The organism is Bacillus sp. S2(2024) (genome assembly GCF_050474045.1).
Lineage (GTDB): Bacteria > Bacillota > Bacilli > Bacillales > Bacillaceae_G > Bacillus_A > Bacillus_A yunxiaonensis.
On sequence record NZ_JBFLUS010000003.1, the window covers coordinates 1,711,530 to 1,728,441 of the forward strand.

Annotated in this window: 19 protein-coding genes and 1 pseudogene; 15 read left to right on the forward strand and 5 right to left on the reverse strand. The window is 33.6% G+C overall.

The features are described from left to right. Positions 1–177: 177 nt before the first annotated feature. The 8 genes from AB1284_RS08520 (at position 178) to AB1284_RS08555 (ending at position 7,080) form a co-directional block, all read left to right on the forward strand. A complete protein-coding gene (locus tag AB1284_RS08520; protein WP_429750163.1) occupies positions 178–888 on the forward strand; it encodes an ABC transporter ATP-binding protein in 711 nt (236 codons plus the stop codon). Next, positions 881–2,143, forward strand: a complete 1,263-nt coding sequence (locus AB1284_RS08525; RefSeq protein WP_429750161.1) for an ABC transporter permease — start codon at positions 881–883, stop codon at positions 2,141–2,143. Before AB1284_RS08520 ends, AB1284_RS08525 begins: the two co-directional genes overlap by 8 nt. A gap of 378 nt (positions 2,144–2,521) precedes the next feature. Continuing rightward, entirely contained in the window at positions 2,522–3,097 is a 576-nt protein-coding gene (locus AB1284_RS08530) for a YpjP family protein (protein WP_429750159.1), read from the forward strand. Between the two features lie 134 nt (positions 3,098–3,231). After that, positions 3,232–3,861: an HAD-IB family phosphatase gene (locus AB1284_RS08535; RefSeq protein ID WP_429750157.1), complete on the forward strand. Its 630-nt coding sequence runs from the start codon at positions 3,232–3,234 to the stop codon at positions 3,859–3,861. Between the two features lie 29 nt (positions 3,862–3,890). Next, a complete protein-coding gene (locus tag AB1284_RS08540; RefSeq protein ID WP_429750155.1) occupies positions 3,891–4,283 on the forward strand; it encodes a VOC family protein in 393 nt (130 codons plus the stop codon). Positions 4,284–4,407: 124 nt separating this feature from the next. Next, the gene (locus tag AB1284_RS08545; protein ID WP_429750153.1) at positions 4,408–4,971 is read left to right on the forward strand and encodes a DUF6241 domain-containing protein; all 564 of its coding nucleotides are present in this window, start codon (positions 4,408–4,410) and stop codon (positions 4,969–4,971) included. A 162-nt stretch (positions 4,972–5,133) separates the two neighbouring features. Next, positions 5,134–5,514 carry a VOC family protein gene (locus AB1284_RS08550; RefSeq protein ID WP_429750151.1) on the forward strand — a complete coding sequence of 127 codons (381 nt, stop codon included), beginning with the start codon at positions 5,134–5,136 and terminating at the stop codon, positions 5,512–5,514. A 441-nt stretch (positions 5,515–5,955) separates the two neighbouring features. Then, positions 5,956–7,080 (forward strand): hypothetical protein, encoded by a 1,125-nt coding sequence (locus AB1284_RS08555; RefSeq protein WP_429750150.1) that lies wholly within the window; start codon positions 5,956–5,958, stop codon positions 7,078–7,080. 518 nt (positions 7,081–7,598) lie between these two features. Here the strand turns inward: AB1284_RS08555 and AB1284_RS08560 are convergent. After that, entirely contained in the window at positions 7,599–8,567 is a 969-nt protein-coding gene (locus AB1284_RS08560; protein WP_429750148.1) for a 2-keto-3-deoxygluconate permease, read from the reverse strand. A 569-nt stretch (positions 8,568–9,136) separates the two neighbouring features. Here AB1284_RS08560 and AB1284_RS08565 point away from each other — a divergent pair. The 4 genes from AB1284_RS08565 to AB1284_RS08580 all read left to right on the forward strand — a co-directional run bounded on the left by AB1284_RS08565 (position 9,137) and on the right by AB1284_RS08580 (position 12,144). Continuing rightward, complete coding sequence (locus AB1284_RS08565) at positions 9,137–9,418, forward strand: ArsR/SmtB family transcription factor (protein WP_429750146.1); 282 nt, start codon at positions 9,137–9,139, stop codon at positions 9,416–9,418. 131 nt (positions 9,419–9,549) lie between these two features. After that, complete coding sequence (locus AB1284_RS08570) at positions 9,550–9,780, forward strand: hypothetical protein (protein WP_429750144.1); 231 nt, start codon at positions 9,550–9,552, stop codon at positions 9,778–9,780. Next, a complete protein-coding gene (locus AB1284_RS08575) occupies positions 9,777–10,970 on the forward strand; it encodes an Acg family FMN-binding oxidoreductase (protein WP_429750142.1) in 1,194 nt (397 codons plus the stop codon). The genes AB1284_RS08570 and AB1284_RS08575 overlap by 4 nt, the downstream gene beginning before the upstream one ends. 976 nt (positions 10,971–11,946) lie before the next feature. Next, a complete protein-coding gene (locus AB1284_RS08580; RefSeq protein WP_377880070.1) occupies positions 11,947–12,144 on the forward strand; it encodes a PspC domain-containing protein in 198 nt (65 codons plus the stop codon). Positions 12,145–12,420: 276 nt separating this feature from the next. Here AB1284_RS08580 and AB1284_RS08585 read toward each other — a convergent pair. From AB1284_RS08585 to AB1284_RS08595, 3 genes and pseudogenes are all read right to left on the reverse strand, one after another. Then, a pseudogene (locus AB1284_RS08585) lies at positions 12,421–12,648 on the reverse strand (ABC transporter permease); the annotation flags it as partial. Between the two features lie 109 nt (positions 12,649–12,757). Continuing rightward, entirely contained in the window at positions 12,758–13,597 is an 840-nt protein-coding gene (locus tag AB1284_RS08590) for a DUF1129 domain-containing protein (protein WP_429750140.1), read from the reverse strand. After that, positions 13,587–13,928 (reverse strand): PadR family transcriptional regulator, encoded by a 342-nt coding sequence (locus tag AB1284_RS08595; RefSeq protein WP_377880068.1) that lies wholly within the window; start codon positions 13,926–13,928, stop codon positions 13,587–13,589. Before AB1284_RS08595 ends, AB1284_RS08590 begins: the two co-directional genes overlap by 11 nt. A 295-nt stretch (positions 13,929–14,223) precedes the next feature. On the opposite strand from AB1284_RS08595, the gene AB1284_RS08600 reads away from it, so the two are divergent. From AB1284_RS08600 to AB1284_RS08610, 3 genes are all read left to right on the forward strand, one after another. Beyond that, positions 14,224–14,844, forward strand: coding sequence for a recombinase family protein (locus AB1284_RS08600; protein WP_429750138.1), 621 nt, complete (start codon positions 14,224–14,226; stop codon positions 14,842–14,844). A 626-nt stretch (positions 14,845–15,470) separates the two neighbouring features. Then, positions 15,471–15,671: a helix-turn-helix transcriptional regulator gene (locus tag AB1284_RS08605; protein ID WP_377883003.1), complete on the forward strand. Its 201-nt coding sequence runs from the start codon at positions 15,471–15,473 to the stop codon at positions 15,669–15,671. Positions 15,672–15,673: 2 nt separating this feature from the next. After that, the gene (locus AB1284_RS08610; protein ID WP_429750136.1) at positions 15,674–16,063 is read left to right on the forward strand and encodes a hypothetical protein; all 390 of its coding nucleotides are present in this window, start codon (positions 15,674–15,676) and stop codon (positions 16,061–16,063) included. A 276-nt stretch (positions 16,064–16,339) separates the two neighbouring features. Here AB1284_RS08610 and AB1284_RS08615 read toward each other — a convergent pair whose 3' ends face one another. Next, positions 16,340–16,810 carry a hypothetical protein gene (locus AB1284_RS08615; protein WP_429750135.1) on the reverse strand — a complete coding sequence of 157 codons (471 nt, stop codon included), beginning with the start codon at positions 16,808–16,810 and terminating at the stop codon, positions 16,340–16,342. Positions 16,811–16,912: the final 102 nt, after the last annotated feature.

The following is a 16,912-nucleotide window of genomic DNA, read 5'->3' on the forward strand; positions in this document are numbered from 1 at the left end:
GGAATAACAATAAATTTTTTGAACTCAGAATATAAAGGATTCTACTATTAACATTGTTTTCCTGCATATGAATTATATCTTTGCTGTGTTTTAGATTGAAAAGTATTTTTATAGAAAAATATGTTATTATTTTCATAGGTATTTATTGTAATTTTATGTAGGGAGAGAGGGGTACATGTGCTGCAAGTTAACATAAAATCGGCTGGATACGAAGCTGGAGAACAAACGATTCATAATATTGCTTTTTCAATTGAACAAGGTGAACTAGTTGCTTTAATTGGTGCAAACGGAGCAGGAAAGAGTACAACAATAAAATCAATTCTTGGGTTATTGGCGCATATGGAAGGGGAGGTTTCGTTTGGAGATAAAAAGAATCCGTATGCATATGTACCTGAACATCCGACGTATTATGATTACTTAACATTATGGGAACATATTGAACTATTAATGGCTGCCAGGGATGTTGAATCAGGAAGCTGGGAAATACAAGCGGAAGAGTTGTTACGTACATTTCGGATGGACAAGCATAAGCATGAATATTTATCGAAGTTTTCAAAAGGAATGAAACAAAAATCGATGCTTATTTTAGCTTTTTTAACAGAACCCGACTTTTATATTATTGACGAACCATTTATTGGATTAGATCCGACAGCGACTCGTGATTTTCTTAACTTTTTATATAAGGAAAAGGAACGCGGTGCTGGTATTTTACTGTGCACGCATGTGCTAGATACAGCAGAAAGAATATGTGAGCGTTTCTTATTAATTTCAGAAGGAACATTATTTGCAAATGGAGATCTACATAACATTCAAACACTTGCTAATATACCAGAAGGCACATTATTAGATTGCTTTGACGTAATTGTAAGGCGGGAACAACATGATTAGAAAACTATTTTATAAAAGGTTGTTTCATGAGGTAAAACGAAAGTGGAGGGCAGTGCGATCCGTTGTCGATTGGACGATTGCATTATACTTAATTGTTCCAGCACTTGTCTTTAGCTGGATCTATTATGTTTCACTTTGGAAGCATGGACTGACATCTGAAGATGTATTATATTGCTCTGCCGGATTTCTTATATTTTATGTAGCGACATTTTCCAGAAGTGTACGCTCGTTTTTAGAACAAGCAGATAGTTTGTTTTTCATTAAATTTCTAAATCATATTAAACAAATGATAAAATATGGAATGGTCTATTCTTTTTGTCGTATTTGTTTCACAAGTGCACTTATAACACTTCTATGTTTACCAATCTTTTTGAAAAGTTTAAATGGAACTGGTGTGCAAGCTTTTTTCTGTTTCGTGTTTTTGACTTGTTTTCGTTTCACATTTGCCTTGTTGCAACGCTATATTGATGTTCGATTCCATAAACAGTGGCAAGTAATAATTATAAAAAATATTCTCTTTTTTGTAGGGATTATATATATCGGACTAACATGTAAATATATATTACAACAGTCTTTTTATACAGTTTTGTTCTTTTTACTTCTCTTTATCATAAGTATTTTTTTAGTAAAAGAAAAAATGCATTACCATCGCTTCTTCTTTAAAGAAATTGAAAAAGAAAAAGGAGAAGAAATGAGATGGACAACACAAATTATGGCACTTGGAGGTCAGGTACAAAAACCTACAAATGCAGCGAAGCCGTGGCTATTTCCGCGTTCTAAACGTATATTGATAGGAAATAGCAATGATTCTAGAATCATTGAAGCATTTTTAAAGGAATATTTTCGTTCGGGTGATGCAGGTGGTTTTTACATTCGCATTGTCTTTGTTAGTGCAAATGCGATTTGGATTGCACCATGGTGGATTGCTGCAATCGTTATTTTGTTTGCTTCATTTGCAATATTTCGTTATTCAAGTGACATATGGAAAGTTTTTTCTGGAAAACTATTTTTACAGTTATATTGTTCAGAAGGAAAGAAACTATGGCTTTCACAGAAGGCGAAGGGATATTTGTTTATACCAGCTTTATTTGTATACGGTATTGTTGTACTAGCGCAATTTTATGTCATGGCTGCTGGAATTTGTGCGGGAGTTGCAATCTTAATAACAGTGTGGATTTTATTTGTCCCGAACAAACGGGCGTTAAGACTCTTTTATCAAGATACTGAAAAAGCAAAAAAAGTAGGCGGAATATAAATGTATGTAAGAGCCCGATTGGTTGGGTTTTCCATCAATGGAGAATGAAGAAAAATCTCTGCTAATAGTTAGTTGAACTTTATACTTAACAAAAAAAGAGCTGTATAGCTCTTTTTGTTAATCTGTAATGGACACATACATAAAATAGATGAGAACAACAATGCTTACACCTGAAAAGAGAAGATCGAGATTCAAAAGAAAAACCTCCTAGTAAAACCAAAGAATAATACTTATTGTATGAAATCTTACTATTCCATATTCAAATTTTTATAAATAATGTTAACGTTAATAAATTTGTAAAGTGCAAAAATTGGCATCATTTTGTATAATGGAAGAAACAGTTATAAAAACATAAGCAAAGAAAGGGAGGTATGGAAAATGCCAAATTGGATGAAAAAGACGCTCGTCACGTTAATTACTATATTTACATTTGGATTAGTAACACCTCCTTCTGTGCTACTTGATAATGCAAAAGCGGACAAGCCTACAAGACAACAAAAGTTAGAGCAAACGTCGTATACATTGGATGAAAAGCAAAACGAGATAAGTTCAGAGGTATTTCTCTCTTATGCGATGCAAGAAGCAGAACGGCAATCAATGGAGAAATTCGGATCGAAAATTGGCCCAGTTATTGGTGATGAGTTTAAAGATGTGATATTGCCGAAAATAGAGGTGGCAATAGCAGAACTTTCAAAGACTACACCAGAAGATTCATTACAGTCTTTAGCTATTTCGCAAAAGCCAGCGGGTGGAAGCCATGAAAAAATTTTTCATGTTTATGATACAAAAACCGGAGATGACATACTGCGTTTTCACGTGAGACGAGATCATCCGCCGCAAGACGGCTATTATTTTAATTTTCATTATCATCGTTATGAAGATGATTTTACAGCACACCATGAGCTTGGGGATATTTATTGGAATACAAATACACCGCCGCAATGGCTTTCATAGGAAAAGGAGAACAAGGATATATGCCTTGTTCTTTTTTTGATATGAAGAAAAAGTAAATAAAAGGTAATGTCAATTTGAAAGAGAATTCATAAGTATAAAGAATATAAAAGTAATGATAACAAGGAGCATTCGTAATGAATAAATATATTATTTTTGATTTTGATGGTACGTTAGTAGATTCTAAAGATATCTTTATTCCTATTTTCAATGAAATAGCAGAGAAATACCGTTTTAAACAGGTAAGAGAAGAGGATGTTGAAGCATTGCGGAAGTTATCAATTCCTGAGAGGTGTAAATTGCTTCACGTGCCTCTGTATAAAATCCCTATGATAGCATTAGAGTTTTATAAATTATATCAACCATCGATCTCAACTCTTACTTTGTTCGATGGAATAAGAGATGTTTTGCAGACGTTGAAAGAGAGCGGCTATGAAATTGTTATTGTATCCTCGAATGCTGAGGAGCACATTCGAGAGTTTTTACGTCATAATGAAATTGATTTTATTCATGATGTTTTTTGCTCTAATAATATTTTTGGAAAAGACAAAGTGATAAAGAAATTTTTAAAAGCAAATAAACTAAAAAATTCCGATGTGATTTATGTAGGAGATGAACTTCGAGACATTGTATCTTGTAAAAAAATTGGTGTAGAAGTAATTTGGGTAAGCTGGGGCTATGATGTGATAGAAACGGTGCGGGATGAATCTCCGAATTACATTGTGAATATACCGAAAGAAATTGTAAGTGTTGTGAATTCAAAATAATGTGAAATGGGAAAGGGAGCAAGGGGAGTATGTCGGAAAAAACGTATGAGCCTGGTATTCACCATATTGAATTTTGGGTAGCGAACTTAGAGGAATCTATGAAATTTTATCGGGAATTATTTTTTATTATTGGCTGGAAACAACTCAATGAAACAGCTTTTAGTACAGGGAAAACAGAAATATATTTTAAAGAGATTGGTGTAGAACTTGTACGAATGTTAGGCCCAAGGCATATTTGTTATCAAGCAATGAATCGTTCTGTAGTTGATGAGGTAGCACATTTTTTACATAACGTTCGTGCCACAATCATTCGTGGACCGATAGAAGTGAAAGAGTATTCAGAAGGATATTATACAGTCGATTTTTATGACCCAAACGGCTACATATTAGAAGTTGTGTATGCGCCGAATATGGTGATGTAAATAAAAGATGACCTCTGACAGAGGTCATGTCCATTTTGTTTCAATCATTCTTTCAATCATCTGCTGGATAATCGTCCACATGAATTGCGAACTACTAGTCTAAAAACTGGAGGAAATTATACCAATGGCAAACGCTAAGAAAATCTTAAAATGGACTTCTATCACTCTTGTTCTTTCTGCCACGGTGACTTTTGGAATAGTCTCGTATGTCAACAATTTGGATGCAAAACCTAAACAAGCTTCTTCTAAACCTAAGGAAGAAAAAGTTGAGAAAGTTGAAGCAAAATCTGTTTCTCAATCGTCTAATCAATCTCAAGAATATCAGATGGCTCCAAATAAAAGTGCTAAAGAACAAAACTACCAATACGCAACAGACACGGATATTGAAAGTCGTCTCCATGAAATGACTCACCAAAAAGTTATTGCTGATGAACGTTGGGGATACATTCCGATGACTCCTGAAAACATTGAAGCTGTAATAAAGTTAGTTGAGTCAAACAAAGATCAACTTCATCATTACGATTTTTATATTCAAGTATTGAACAAGTGGAAGTCCGGAGATTTTTCTAATTGCGTTGACGTCCATAATCAAGTATGGGAATGGCAAGGTGGACAACTTGGAAAAGCTATTAGACTTGCAACTGCTCAAGAAGAACAAGATTATATCAATAAGAAAACTGTTAAGTAGGGGTAGCCATATCCATCAAGTTAAGAAAGTTGCTTACCCCCAAGTGTAAAAAACGAACAATTCTTTTGGATTAGAAATTTAAATTTCCGCTCATGGCATTTTTTGATTTCCTTCTTTATATAAGAAAATCAAAATCAGACTTTGAATTGAAAGGTGAAGATAATGAAGATTGAACATATAGCTATTTGGGTAAATGATTTAGAATTAATGCGCACATTTTATACTAAATATTTCAAAGGTAAAGCTAATAATTTATACCGTAATGAAACAAAACAATTTGAATCTTATTTTATTACATTTGAAACGGGGACACGTATAGAAATTATGCGAAAGAAAGGAGTAAAGAATAAACCTAAAAATGAAGTTACTGGATATGCTCATTTAGCTTTTTCTGTCGGAAGCAAAAATAATGTAAATCAATTAACGAAAACATTAAGAGAAGCTGGCTATCTTATATTAAGTGAACCTCGTCTTACTGGCGATGGGTACTATGAAAGTGTAGTAAGTGATCCAGAAGGAAATCAAATTGAAATAACAATCTAAGGTTCACAACATGCTCATCAACTTAGAATTTCACAAAACATGAGATAAATTTTTATAAATGGAGTATCGCCAACATTTTTGAAAAAAACACGCTAAACAGTTTTTGACATAAAAATAAGTAATTTTAATAACGCTAAGAGTATATAGGATTTTATACAGTTTTTCGGCCAATCCAGTAACAAACGGGAACCCGAAAAACCGTACCATCACGGAAATGTATAAAATCTTGTATATTTTATAATATCGGAGAATGAGAGAATCCATTGGTATAAAAGGATTACTAACGATATCCAACTTTTTATAATGATACGTTATGTTAACTTGACGTGTATAGGATATTCATCATGAATTTTGTTCAAACATGGACAAGCATACAAGAAAAAAAGACTCGTTTTACATGTAATATAGTACATCTTACAAAAGAAAGGAGATTGAGTATTCTTGCCTTCAAACAATAGACGCTTCGATCCTTGCTCTCCTTGTGCGTTTCCTGTCACGTTTCCTCCGATTCCAGGACCGACAGGACCAACAGGACCAACGGGACCCCTACCACCCTGTGGCATGCCATCTTGTCAATGGTCGGAAAGTCCAAACAATCCAGTGTACAATCCACCTACAGATGCTTACTATCAAACCGTACGTTACAGTTCAACAGGGTTTATTCCCTTTGGATCATTTGCGTTTTATAAAATGTGGTATGACTATGCAAGTACAGGAGGAATTGCTTTAGCAACCTCTTCGGATGGAATCAATTGGACTTTTGATTCGAATATAACCGGTCTGATATCAACGGCTCGCCATTCTCGTGTATTATTTGACTCTGCAGGGTTTGGAATAGGTGCACCTTATAGAATTTGGTATTGGGATTCAGCCCATCTTTATATTACAGAGTGTTCCTCATCTCAAGTTTGTATGATCCGAACTGCAAACTCTACAGATGGAATTAACTGGACAGAAGATACCACACTTCTACAAAACCCTAGTTCACCATTGTTGGATGCAAGTGCTTATAATAGGGGAAGTTACGGACCCGCAGATATTCTATACTTTTCAGAAAATATAGGTTCAGACCCTAACAATCCATTTAATAGTCGCTATGTAATGTACTACAACATTACAGATGGAGCAACCGAACAAATAGCGTTAGCGGTTTCTGGCGATGGTATTACATGGAGTAAGGCAGCAGGTCCCTTGGCCGTATTGCCACATGGTACTCCTGGTCAATGGGATGAAAATTATGCCACAGAACATGCAGTTGTCCTTCGTTTATCACCTAATAATTTTAAAATGTGGTACAGTGGTGGAATTAATAGTTCACATGAGGGCATTGGTTGTGCATCATCTATAGATGGAATTAACTGGATTAAATTTCCAGGAAACCCAATTTTCAGTATTAATGACGGAGTTCCATGGAGAAACATGCGTACCTATAATCCTTGGGTATTATTCGATTCTTCTAGATTTAGTGGTCATGGAGATTTAGTTTGCTACAAGTTTTGGATGACTGGAGCACCTATTCCCTCAGATAAAAAAGGTATAGGTTATGCAACAAATCTTTTAGGTTAGTACCTAACAATTCCTAGATTTTAGTTTAACTTCTGATAACGAATTTTACGTCAACTAGCCCTCCACAAGAGGGGCTAGTTGTTTTTTTGCTTAGCGTGGTTTTTTTCCAAAATGCTGGCGATACCTCTACTATAATTGACGTTGTATGAGCTTAGCTTGATAGCGATGGGGTAGCAGCTAATATTTTGAAGTACCCCCAAAATGAACATTTCCTTTTTCTACAGTTAGTTATTTGGAGAAGTCAGCTCTTTTTTCGTTTTTGGGATGTTTACTTTTCTTAAGTTGATGGGCATGTATGGTGACCCCTCTATCTTAAAATAGCTATTCCGACAATACCGTAACCATGTTAATAAAATTTTCCTTATCCCACTAGTTTTTTTAACTTAATGACCCTTTTTTGTAACTAAACAAAGCAGACAGTGAAACCGCTGACTGCTTTGTCTTTGTTTCTTTTTCAAATTGGCTTAAAAGCTTCAGCAGCATGATGGCTAGGATAACAGTAGATTTTTACTTTATTGTCATGCTGCCCCTGCAATTGGTTTTTTAGCTTTTTTCTTTTCGGACATTTTAAATGCATAATTAACGATAATTGGACAGACTATTGCAGATATTACACATGCAGCTGCAACTTGTGCAGTAGCTCCTGGTGCTATGTGAGCTAAGGATGGATCTGCTGCTGCAACAACAGTTGGTGTAGCTACAGCGTTCCCTGCTGTTGACCCTGTTGCTAAACCAACGATAGGATTTTCTTTAAATAACTTCAAAAGTAAGTAAGCTCCAATCCCAGTGAATGCGGCTATTAATCCTAGTAATATGCCAGGACCTCCCGCTTTTATAATAGTTGAAAGATTCATTCCTGCACCTAATGGGAATGAGAAGAATGGGATTAATAATAATTTACTGCTTCCAAGGAACTTTCTCATATCAGGATCAATATTTCCTAAAATCATTCCTATTACGATTGGAATTAATACTCCTACAAGTGTTTGAAAAGGAATTGTGGCAAGTCCGGATGCACCTAATGCAACTAATGTAAAAAATGGACCATCTTTTAAAGAAAATAAAGCATATGCGCCTACATCAGTTTCGTCACCATACGATGAAGCAAGAGATGCATATAATCCACCATTAGCATTTAATAACGCTGCAAGGATGGCTAATGGTGATAATCCTAGTACTCCGGTAGGCCCAAAAATCGCTGCTACAGTTAAACCTATACCAGCACCCACTATAAATTTTCCTGTTAATAATATTGCACCTTTTTTTATTGCCTTTGGTGCTAATTTAAAATTAATTTGTGAACCAATTAAAAACATGAAACATGCCAAAATGGTAGATGATGCTTCTTTACTAAATAATGCCGTTGTAAAACTTCCAATTTTTAAAAGTTGCGGGAAAAAGGTATTCGTTAATACTCCTAAAAAAAGTGGAACAACCATCATACCACCTGGAATTTTATCAAGCGTTTTCTTAATTGGAATTTGCATTTTTAACCCTCCTAAAGTAGTTTTTATAATCTCGAAAGGAATCCGTTATTTTACCAATTATTCCAACAAGGGATCCCGCCAACAAAACGCGAATTTCGTACGCTAAGGAATTTTTAAGGTAAAAAACTTGGTTTTACCGTACGTTTAGAGTGTTCCATAAACGATATTTAATACTTTTTATGGTGCTTTTTTTTGGTAATGAGTTTTGGAACTGATTTTTGATTGTATTTCTATCAATTTTATTAGAAATACATAAAGTTCCTTAAACGTACTTTTTTGAGATTGAATGCTTTGCTTAGAGTAGTAAAATCAACGTTTTTTTATGTCGAAAATTGCTTAGCGTATATTTTCGTTAAAATGTGGGCGGTACGCCTTTTAGTATATTAAATTTGGAAGTTAGCTGAACGTATGTATGCTCTTCCCGATTCACACGTATCATATCAAAATATCTTAAACAAACGTTTGATTGATAGCAGTTTTTATTTCTGAAAATTCATACATCCAATGCTCCTATATAAATATATTAGGTATAATAGAGGAAAGATAAAATATATGGAGGATAAACCACAATGAATGATTTTCATATATATGAAGAACAAGCGGATGTACTTAGACATATTGCACACCCTGTCCGACTTCAATTACTTCAGGAACTGATACGAAGAGGTGGTTGTAATGTGACCGAGCTATGTCATATATTAAAAACTCCCCAATCTAATACGTCTCAACACCTTGCAAAATTGAAAAGAGCTCGTATTGTGAGAAGCATTAACCAAGGGACATTGAAAACATATCAGGTATGTCATGAACAGATACATCCAATTATCAATATCTTAATGAAAGTGAAATAAACGAAGAGTGATTTGGGTATTTTAGATGTTATTGCCCAGTATGGTTGTATTTTTGAAATGAATAATTCTACATTTTTAGCTATGTCAAAAAGTACACCTTTGATATTTTGATTTGAAAAATCAGGCTTTTGATGACAATATTACAACAAGGAGTGGAGGAAGGTTCCATACGTAAAGACTTGGACCTTTTAAATACAGCTTTAATTTTATGGTCATCTACCATTGGAGTCTTTAATGTAGCAAAGAAGAAAGCTAATTATATCAAGCATTATCACCATAGAAATTCCGAAGAGCTAATACCTGAAGCGTTTGAATTACTACTTACTTCTATAGAAGTTAAGGAAGGGAGTAATGAAAAATGAAAAAGAAAGGGTTAAAGAAGATGACTATGTTTTTCTTAACTTTTGCCGTTATTATTATAGGGATTTTCTCTGTTTTAATGATAAAAAGTGGCATTTTTTCAACTTCACGTTATTTAGATCCATGGAAGACTACCTATTCACAACAATTTAAGGATATAAGAGTACGCCTCGCTGCCCATGGTTTACTAGCTGCGAATGGACATAACATGCAGCCTTGGATTGTACGTCTGGATCAAGAAGACGCGAATGTCTTTTACCTGTATGCCGATTCAAGCAGGTTAGTTGCTCAAGTGGATCCTTTAGCTCGTCAAACAATGGTGACACAAGGGGCTTTTTTAGAATATGTGAAAGATGCAGGTGATCAATTAGGCTATCACACAGACATCGTTCTTTTTCCAAACGGCAATTATGATGAAGCGAGCCTAAAAGAAAGCATGGATACAAAACCAGTTGCGAAAATTTCCCTAACAAAAGTGGAACCAATAAATAATGAACTTTATCCATACATATTTCTTCCAGATACAAACAGAGGGGCCTATGAGACAACCCCATTAACGAAAGCCCAAGTAAATAAGCTACAAGGTATCTCTGATGTAAAAGATGTGTCATTAGAGATTTTTCAAGATCAAGAGAATTTAGATAGACTTGGTCAATATGCTATGGAAGGGGCTAGAATTGAGTCTGCTGTACATCGAATTAATGAAGAATCCGCAAATATTTTTCGAGCGAATGAGTATGAAAAGAACAAGTACAGATATGGATTTTCATTGGAAGGGGAAAGAATTACAGGATTAAAGAAACATGTGATGCAAGGAATGATCACCATGTTTCCTTCCATTAACAATGAAAAAGCATCAGCTGATTTGTTTGTGAAGTCCACACAGGTTGCCGTGGAACATACACCAACCTATGCCATGATTATTACGAAAGATAATAGCCGCAGTAATCAGGTAAAAGCAGGTATGCTCTATAGTCGTCTCATATTGGAAGCACATAATATGGGCTTTGTGATGCAGCCGCCAAGTCAAGTGTTGGAAGAGTATCCGGAAATGAAGGAACCGTATACGAAAATCCATAAGAAATATGCGCCAAATGGAAAAGTCATTCAAATGCTAGTTCGTATGGGGAAACCAACCGAAGAGGCTCAGCAAACCATGAGACGAGATGTCATGGATCTAATCAAGAACTAAGGGAGTTGATAGCGAACCGGGGGTACGGCAACCATTCTTCTTTTATGAGCCACTCGGCAATTTTCATAGCTTTTAAGGTGTTTTGCTATACCGAATATGAATTCGGTATAGTTATTCAATAAAAAGTCAGTAGTTTTCTTTACCGAACACGTAATTTCTAACTTTAATTTCACTTTACCGAATACAAAAAACTAAAAAAGTAGGCTTATTTAGTACATTTTTTTGAGTGGCTCCAAAAGTAAAGAATGGTTGCCGTATGCCTATTGCGGCTGTTTGCATTCTGATTTTTATTATGTTTGCGTTGTATACAAAATCGTGGATCACGATTTTTGCAGCATTTTGGATGTTTATAGGCCCAATCTTAGAAAGGGTAATCCCAAGTGAGATAAATAAAGACCCACTGTATATTACAGTAACGATTATCGGTTGTGTTGTCATAGGTATTTGTTTAGGGATATATTATTTCTACAAAAAAAAGAAAAAATCATGAAGCAAGCTATTAAACAAGATGGGGCTTGGGCGATGTACAAAATCCTAATTTGGATTGTATTCATTTAAACGTCTATTATATATATCTATGTTTCGATAAGTATTAGCATAAAGGAATACATTTTGGTTAACCTTCTTTCAAAATGTATTCCTATTATTTGTTGTAACATGTGTGTTTAAGTGATATTTCGACTAAATTACAATCATGAGTGGCCCCAAAAAGAAGGAATCGTTGCCGTGCCCCTCTTTCGTTTTCTTAATTCATTATACCCATATGGGTATAATGAATTAAGAAAACGAAAGCCTGTTTTCTAAAATATTGTGGTTTTCAAATAAAAAATAGAAGAATTATGGAATTTCATGTTAAAATTTAGATGAAAGGCGTTATTCAATTAAAGGGCGGGTTAGTTGAATAAATGTTAAATCCCTTCCAAAGGTTGAACTAATTTTTAAGAGTACAAATATTCAATTCGTTTGGGGTGTTTAGATGAAAAAATTATATAAGTCCACTCAAGATAAACAAATATCAGGTGTATTAGGTGGCTTAAGCGATAAGTATAGAATTGATGTTAGTATCCTTCGAATAGTAATTGCATTGTCAGCCTTTTTTACTAGCGGAATAACATTGTTAATTTATATAATAGCTGCAATCGTTTTGCCTACAGATAAAGAAATTAAGGGATAAATGTATGAACTCAAAGTTAATTCAACAAACGGGAGCTTTAATGGAACAAGCAGATAAAGGCACTCCTAAAAACAGTTTCGTTTTCACATAATGAAACTGTTTTTATATGCAAAAATCGTCTTGCTTACCATCTTGCAAGTCGAATTTAAGCATTTCTAAGTTCTTCAATCGTTGTGTGATATGGTGACCCCTTATAACATGAAATTTCATCTAAATTATTACTACATTTTGTTCACCTAACACTAAAGAGCCTTTCAAAACGAAAAGGCTCTTTACTCACTCATAACAAAGTGCTTCAATTGGATCTAATTGAAGCACTTTGTTCGCTGGAATTAATCCGAAAATAATACCTAACGTCATAGAGAACAATACGCTTCCAGCGACAACTCCCCAAGAAACGAGTGGTGGCCACTTTGCAAACGTGGAAACAATATATGTACCACCATAACCCAGTCCAATTCCTATCAATCCATCAAGAAGTGTTAACATAACTGCTTCAATTAATGATTATAATAAAATTCTAAAGAATTAATTTGAAGTATTGTCATTCATTTAAAGGTTGTTAAAATGATACATTTTTATTGTAAATGTTCAATTTTTATTTTATTCATAATTAATTTTCATTTTCTATTTTTCGAAGTTGTAACCAGTTGACTAGTACAGAGAGCGCAATAGGCAACATAATGCAAAGAATGACAAAAGTTTGGTTTTTACCACCCTGAACTAATTCTTTCGTTTGTGGTATCCTTAACAATAAACCGAATATTCCTAAAGTGACAACGTAAGTAAGACCCCCAAAGAATTCACGTTTCTTCTTGAATAAAACATAAACGATAGACACGATTAAAATAACAAGAATGGCAATCCAATCAAATGGGGTACCAATTTTTAAAATTCCTTGTTTTGGTGTAAAAAGTCGAATGAGGATAAATACCCCAAACGGAATCATTGCTATTATCCATACTACGAAAAATTTAATTAACCTTGGTAATTGTGTTTTCATATAAATACTCAGGTGTAACAATTTAAAAACACCATAAACGAATGCAACGGAGAATATTCCATTCAACAATATAACAAATCCATTTATTTGTAATGATGGAGCTGTAAAACTACCTATAATATCGTAAAACATACTAATTAAAAAAATTAAACCACTAATTTTAAAAATCGATTTCCATGAAGGTTTATCAAATTGCTTTGTCAGTTGATCGACAACCTCTTTCGGATTTTTACCTAAGTACTCTTCTGCCGATTCACCATGCTTTTGTGCTTCTAAAATATCTTGTAATATCACCATTAAATGTTGTTCTGTTTCTAATTCTTCATAGAAAAAACCGAATGTACGCATATACAGTAAAATATCTTCATAATATATTTTATTTTCTGGGGATAGCTGTTCTCTAAGCTTGTTATTTTGCTCCACTAATTGTTTAGCGGTATTATTTTTCATCCGATTCACTCTCCACTTTTTGCAAAATTCGATTCACTTTTACAATCATTGAACTCCATTGTTCTTCAAAACCCTCTAGTTGTTCTTCTCCTTCATGTGTAATAAAGAGGTATTTCCTATTCGGCCCATCAGGTGAAGCAAGCTCCTTACTTTTAATTAATCCTTGTTTTTCTAACTTTTGTAGTAGAGGATAAATCGTTCCACCTACTATTGTTGTAAACCCATAATTACGCATTATTTGTACAAGTTCATAACCGTATACTTGTTGTTGTTTAATAATAGATAGCACACAACCCTCAAGTACACCTTTTAATAATTGCGTCTCCTTCATTTACTCACCTCACTAGTTTGTAAAACATATTAGTTAAATGAACTGTACTATACAACAACTAGTTTGTAAAACATACTAGTTAAATATACTTTATCATACAACAACTAGTTTGTAAAACATATTAGTCGTTGTATGTGAGTCCTCGCAAATCATCCGTAAAAGTATACTTTTACAGATATATAGAAAACTATAAAAAACCACATCTATAAATGTCTATTTCTCACTTTACAGACATCCGTATTTTCCATATACCTTTACGGACGTGTTTGGTAAAATTAACAGTGAGGTGTAGCATATGAAACATAAAAAATTGGGATATGTACGAGTTTCAAGTAAAGATCAGAATGAAGAACGACAAATTCAGAATATGAAGGATTTAGGAATAGAGGATCGGGATATTTTCATTGATAAAGAATCTGGAAAAAATATGGAGCGAGAGAATTATCAAATGCTAAAACGTTTTGCTCGTACAGGAGACACGATTGTGTTTGACTCGTTGACAAGACTTGGAAGAAATATGAATGATACATTAGAAGAATTTAGATACTATGAAAAACATAGAATAAATTTACAATTTATAAAGGAACCATACATTAACGTCAATTACACTGGAGAAAGTACAAATGATGTTATTCAGAGCGCAATTCAAAAAGCAACCCTTACAATATTATCAGCCTTTGCAGAAAAAGAGCGCATTGATATTAAACAACGTCAAGCTGAAGGAATTGCTCTTGCTAGAAAACAAGGAAAACACTTAGGGCGTCCTCCTGTCGAAATAACAGAAGCATTTATTGAAGCTTATAAGGAATGGAAATCCGGTTCGATTACTGCAGTAGGGGCGATGAAAAAGTATGGCATCAAACGTTCTTCATTTTATAAACTTGCCAAACAGTATGAAGAAAGAATCAAAAATTAGAGAGGTGGAAATTCAATGGATTGTGTTGCTCTCCCATGCCTATCAAACACGTCACAGAATTACATACTATTTCATCCATGTTTAACCAGAAATACAAAAAGAACTTGTAGAAATCACTACAAGTTCTTTTTAGGGTAGGGTAAATCATAGAGCTACACAAACAATCTCATCAGACATACTAACCTAAGGAGAACTGTCTTAATAATTTTATTATATAACAAATATTACCAGTTAAAGATTATAATTTTGAACTTTATGTGAACTATGAAAACGAATTGTACCTTTGAAATAAAATCGTACTGTTTATAAAAGGATGTATCGTTTACAAAAAAAGTTGCATCGATTTATTCCTTTTCGATTAAAGAACTTTATGTGAGTTTTAATCAAATTTTTTCATTTTAGGGGGTATTTTGTTTTGTTAGCTTGATGGAGATGTATGGTGACCCCTATTTGGATAGAAGTAAAAAAGTCCTATAAACGGTCGTTTATAGGACTTTTTTATCGAATCTAAGAAATAAAATTCTCCAGAAGATGTGTAAAAAGTATTTGACAATTAGATTGGTTTTTTTACAATTTTTAGTATGTAAAAGGTTTTTTACATAACTTGCAATAAAGGTGGAAATCCAATGCGTAATCGAATTAAGGAGTATAGAGAAATTAAAAAAATTTCTCAGGGAAAATTGGCGGATTTATGTAATGTAAGTAGACAAACAATTAATGCCATTGAAAATAATAAATATGATCCTAGTTTACAATTAGCTTTCGATATTGCAAAAACATTAGAAATTAGAGTTGATATTTTATTTATAAATGAAGGGAATGTATAGTAATGAGGACTCGAAAAATTGGTTCTATCATATTTGGGATAAGTACTTTGATTGTAATAGGTTTTACAATTTATAAGATTATAGTAGGGAAAGATGTTGGGTTCAATGAAGTCATTACTATTGGTTGTTTAGTAATGATGTTTTTCTCATCTATTACTTGGGGAACAAAAGAAGAAAAAGATGGAATATTACAAGAGGAAGAACTCGGACAAAGAATTACAGAAAAAAGCTCAAAAGTAAGTTATTTCATTCTTACTTTTTTTATTTTAGGAGCTGTAGTTGCTGATAAATTTTTAAATGGGACAACAAACATTTTTTTATTGTTATTATTAGGATTATCAATGATAACTTTGCCTTTTATTGAATTTTTGGTTGCCAAAAGGTATCAGTAGTATAAGGGGTACTCCCCCACATCCATCAACTTAAGAAAAGTAAACACCCCAAAAACGAAAAAAAGCTGACTTCTCCAAATAACTAACTGTAGAAAAAGGAAATTTTCATTTTGGGGGTACTTCAAAATATTAGCTTGATAGCGATGGGGTCTCGCCAGCATTTTGGAAAAAAACACGCTGAGCAAAAAGTAAAATGAGCTGTCCATATGGACAGCTCATTTACATAATTCTCGTTAGCGGAAGTTCTTTTTTCATATTATCAAATTTGACTAGTTTCTAGAGTCGATCTCCATGAAACTTTGATTGAATATAGTACATCTTTCCATATTCAGAACTTAAAAAACCAATATTTTGCTTATCTAAGTCTACAATGTCCTTGAACATATTAGGAACAGCACAATCCCAATTTATTTCGCAATTCTTGTAAGGATAATTGTTGCTGCTAGGGTTTGGTGTGTGAATATAAACTGCATCTTGTCCAGCATCGTGTACCTGAATACATACCCAAGATTGATATGATTTATCTAGTGTTTCGAGTTCTGTTAATAAGTTGTTATAAAGAGTTATATGGGCTTTTATATGTTCTCTTCTAAATTTCAGACGATTATTACCAAATCCCAAAAAATCAAGATGAGTATGCCAAAAATCGAACCACGCCTCATTATCAAGTAAAATATTACAAGTATGTATGTTTGTTTTTTTCCATAATTGACGAAAATAGCGTTTCTTTCCTCGAAATTTTTTCAAAGCTTTCCTCCTAAATTCTAAATTTTTTTAATTATATCATTTAGAAGAAGCAATCTGTTTGGGCTTTTTATTTGTATATTCTATACATGCTCGGTTAACATA

What these genes read in the sequence shown, in the direction of transcription:
- AB1284_RS08525 (WP_429750161.1), top strand. Translation starts at nt 881, where the DNA reads ATGATTAGAAAACTATTTTATAAAAGGTTGTTTCATGAGGTAAAACGA.
- AB1284_RS08530 (WP_429750159.1), top strand. Translation starts at nt 2,522, where the DNA reads ATGCCAAATTGGATGAAAAAGACGCTCGTCACGTTAATTACTATATTT.
- AB1284_RS08535 (WP_429750157.1), top strand. Translation starts at nt 3,232, where the DNA reads ATGAATAAATATATTATTTTTGATTTTGATGGTACGTTAGTAGATTCT.
- AB1284_RS08540 (WP_429750155.1), top strand. Translation starts at nt 3,891, where the DNA reads ATGTCGGAAAAAACGTATGAGCCTGGTATTCACCATATTGAATTTTGG.
- AB1284_RS08545 (WP_429750153.1), top strand. Translation starts at nt 4,408, where the DNA reads ATGGCAAACGCTAAGAAAATCTTAAAATGGACTTCTATCACTCTTGTT.
- AB1284_RS08550 (WP_429750151.1), top strand. Translation starts at nt 5,134, where the DNA reads ATGAAGATTGAACATATAGCTATTTGGGTAAATGATTTAGAATTAATG.
- AB1284_RS08560 (WP_429750148.1), bottom strand. Translation starts at nt 8,567, where the DNA reads ATGCAAATTCCAATTAAGAAAACGCTTGATAAAATTCCAGGTGGTATG.
- AB1284_RS08565 (WP_429750146.1), top strand. Translation starts at nt 9,137, where the DNA reads ATGAATGATTTTCATATATATGAAGAACAAGCGGATGTACTTAGACAT.
- AB1284_RS08570 (WP_429750144.1), top strand. Translation starts at nt 9,550, where the DNA reads ATGACAATATTACAACAAGGAGTGGAGGAAGGTTCCATACGTAAAGAC.
- AB1284_RS08575 (WP_429750142.1), top strand. Translation starts at nt 9,777, where the DNA reads ATGAAAAAGAAAGGGTTAAAGAAGATGACTATGTTTTTCTTAACTTTT.
- AB1284_RS08580 (WP_377880070.1), top strand. Translation starts at nt 11,947, where the DNA reads ATGAAAAAATTATATAAGTCCACTCAAGATAAACAAATATCAGGTGTA.
- AB1284_RS08590 (WP_429750140.1), bottom strand. Translation starts at nt 13,597, where the DNA reads ATGAAAAATAATACCGCTAAACAATTAGTGGAGCAAAATAACAAGCTT.
- AB1284_RS08595 (WP_377880068.1), bottom strand. Translation starts at nt 13,928, where the DNA reads ATGAAGGAGACGCAATTATTAAAAGGTGTACTTGAGGGTTGTGTGCTA.
- AB1284_RS08600 (WP_429750138.1), top strand. Translation starts at nt 14,224, where the DNA reads ATGAAACATAAAAAATTGGGATATGTACGAGTTTCAAGTAAAGATCAG.
- AB1284_RS08605 (WP_377883003.1), top strand. Translation starts at nt 15,471, where the DNA reads ATGCGTAATCGAATTAAGGAGTATAGAGAAATTAAAAAAATTTCTCAG.
- AB1284_RS08610 (WP_429750136.1), top strand. Translation starts at nt 15,674, where the DNA reads ATGAGGACTCGAAAAATTGGTTCTATCATATTTGGGATAAGTACTTTG.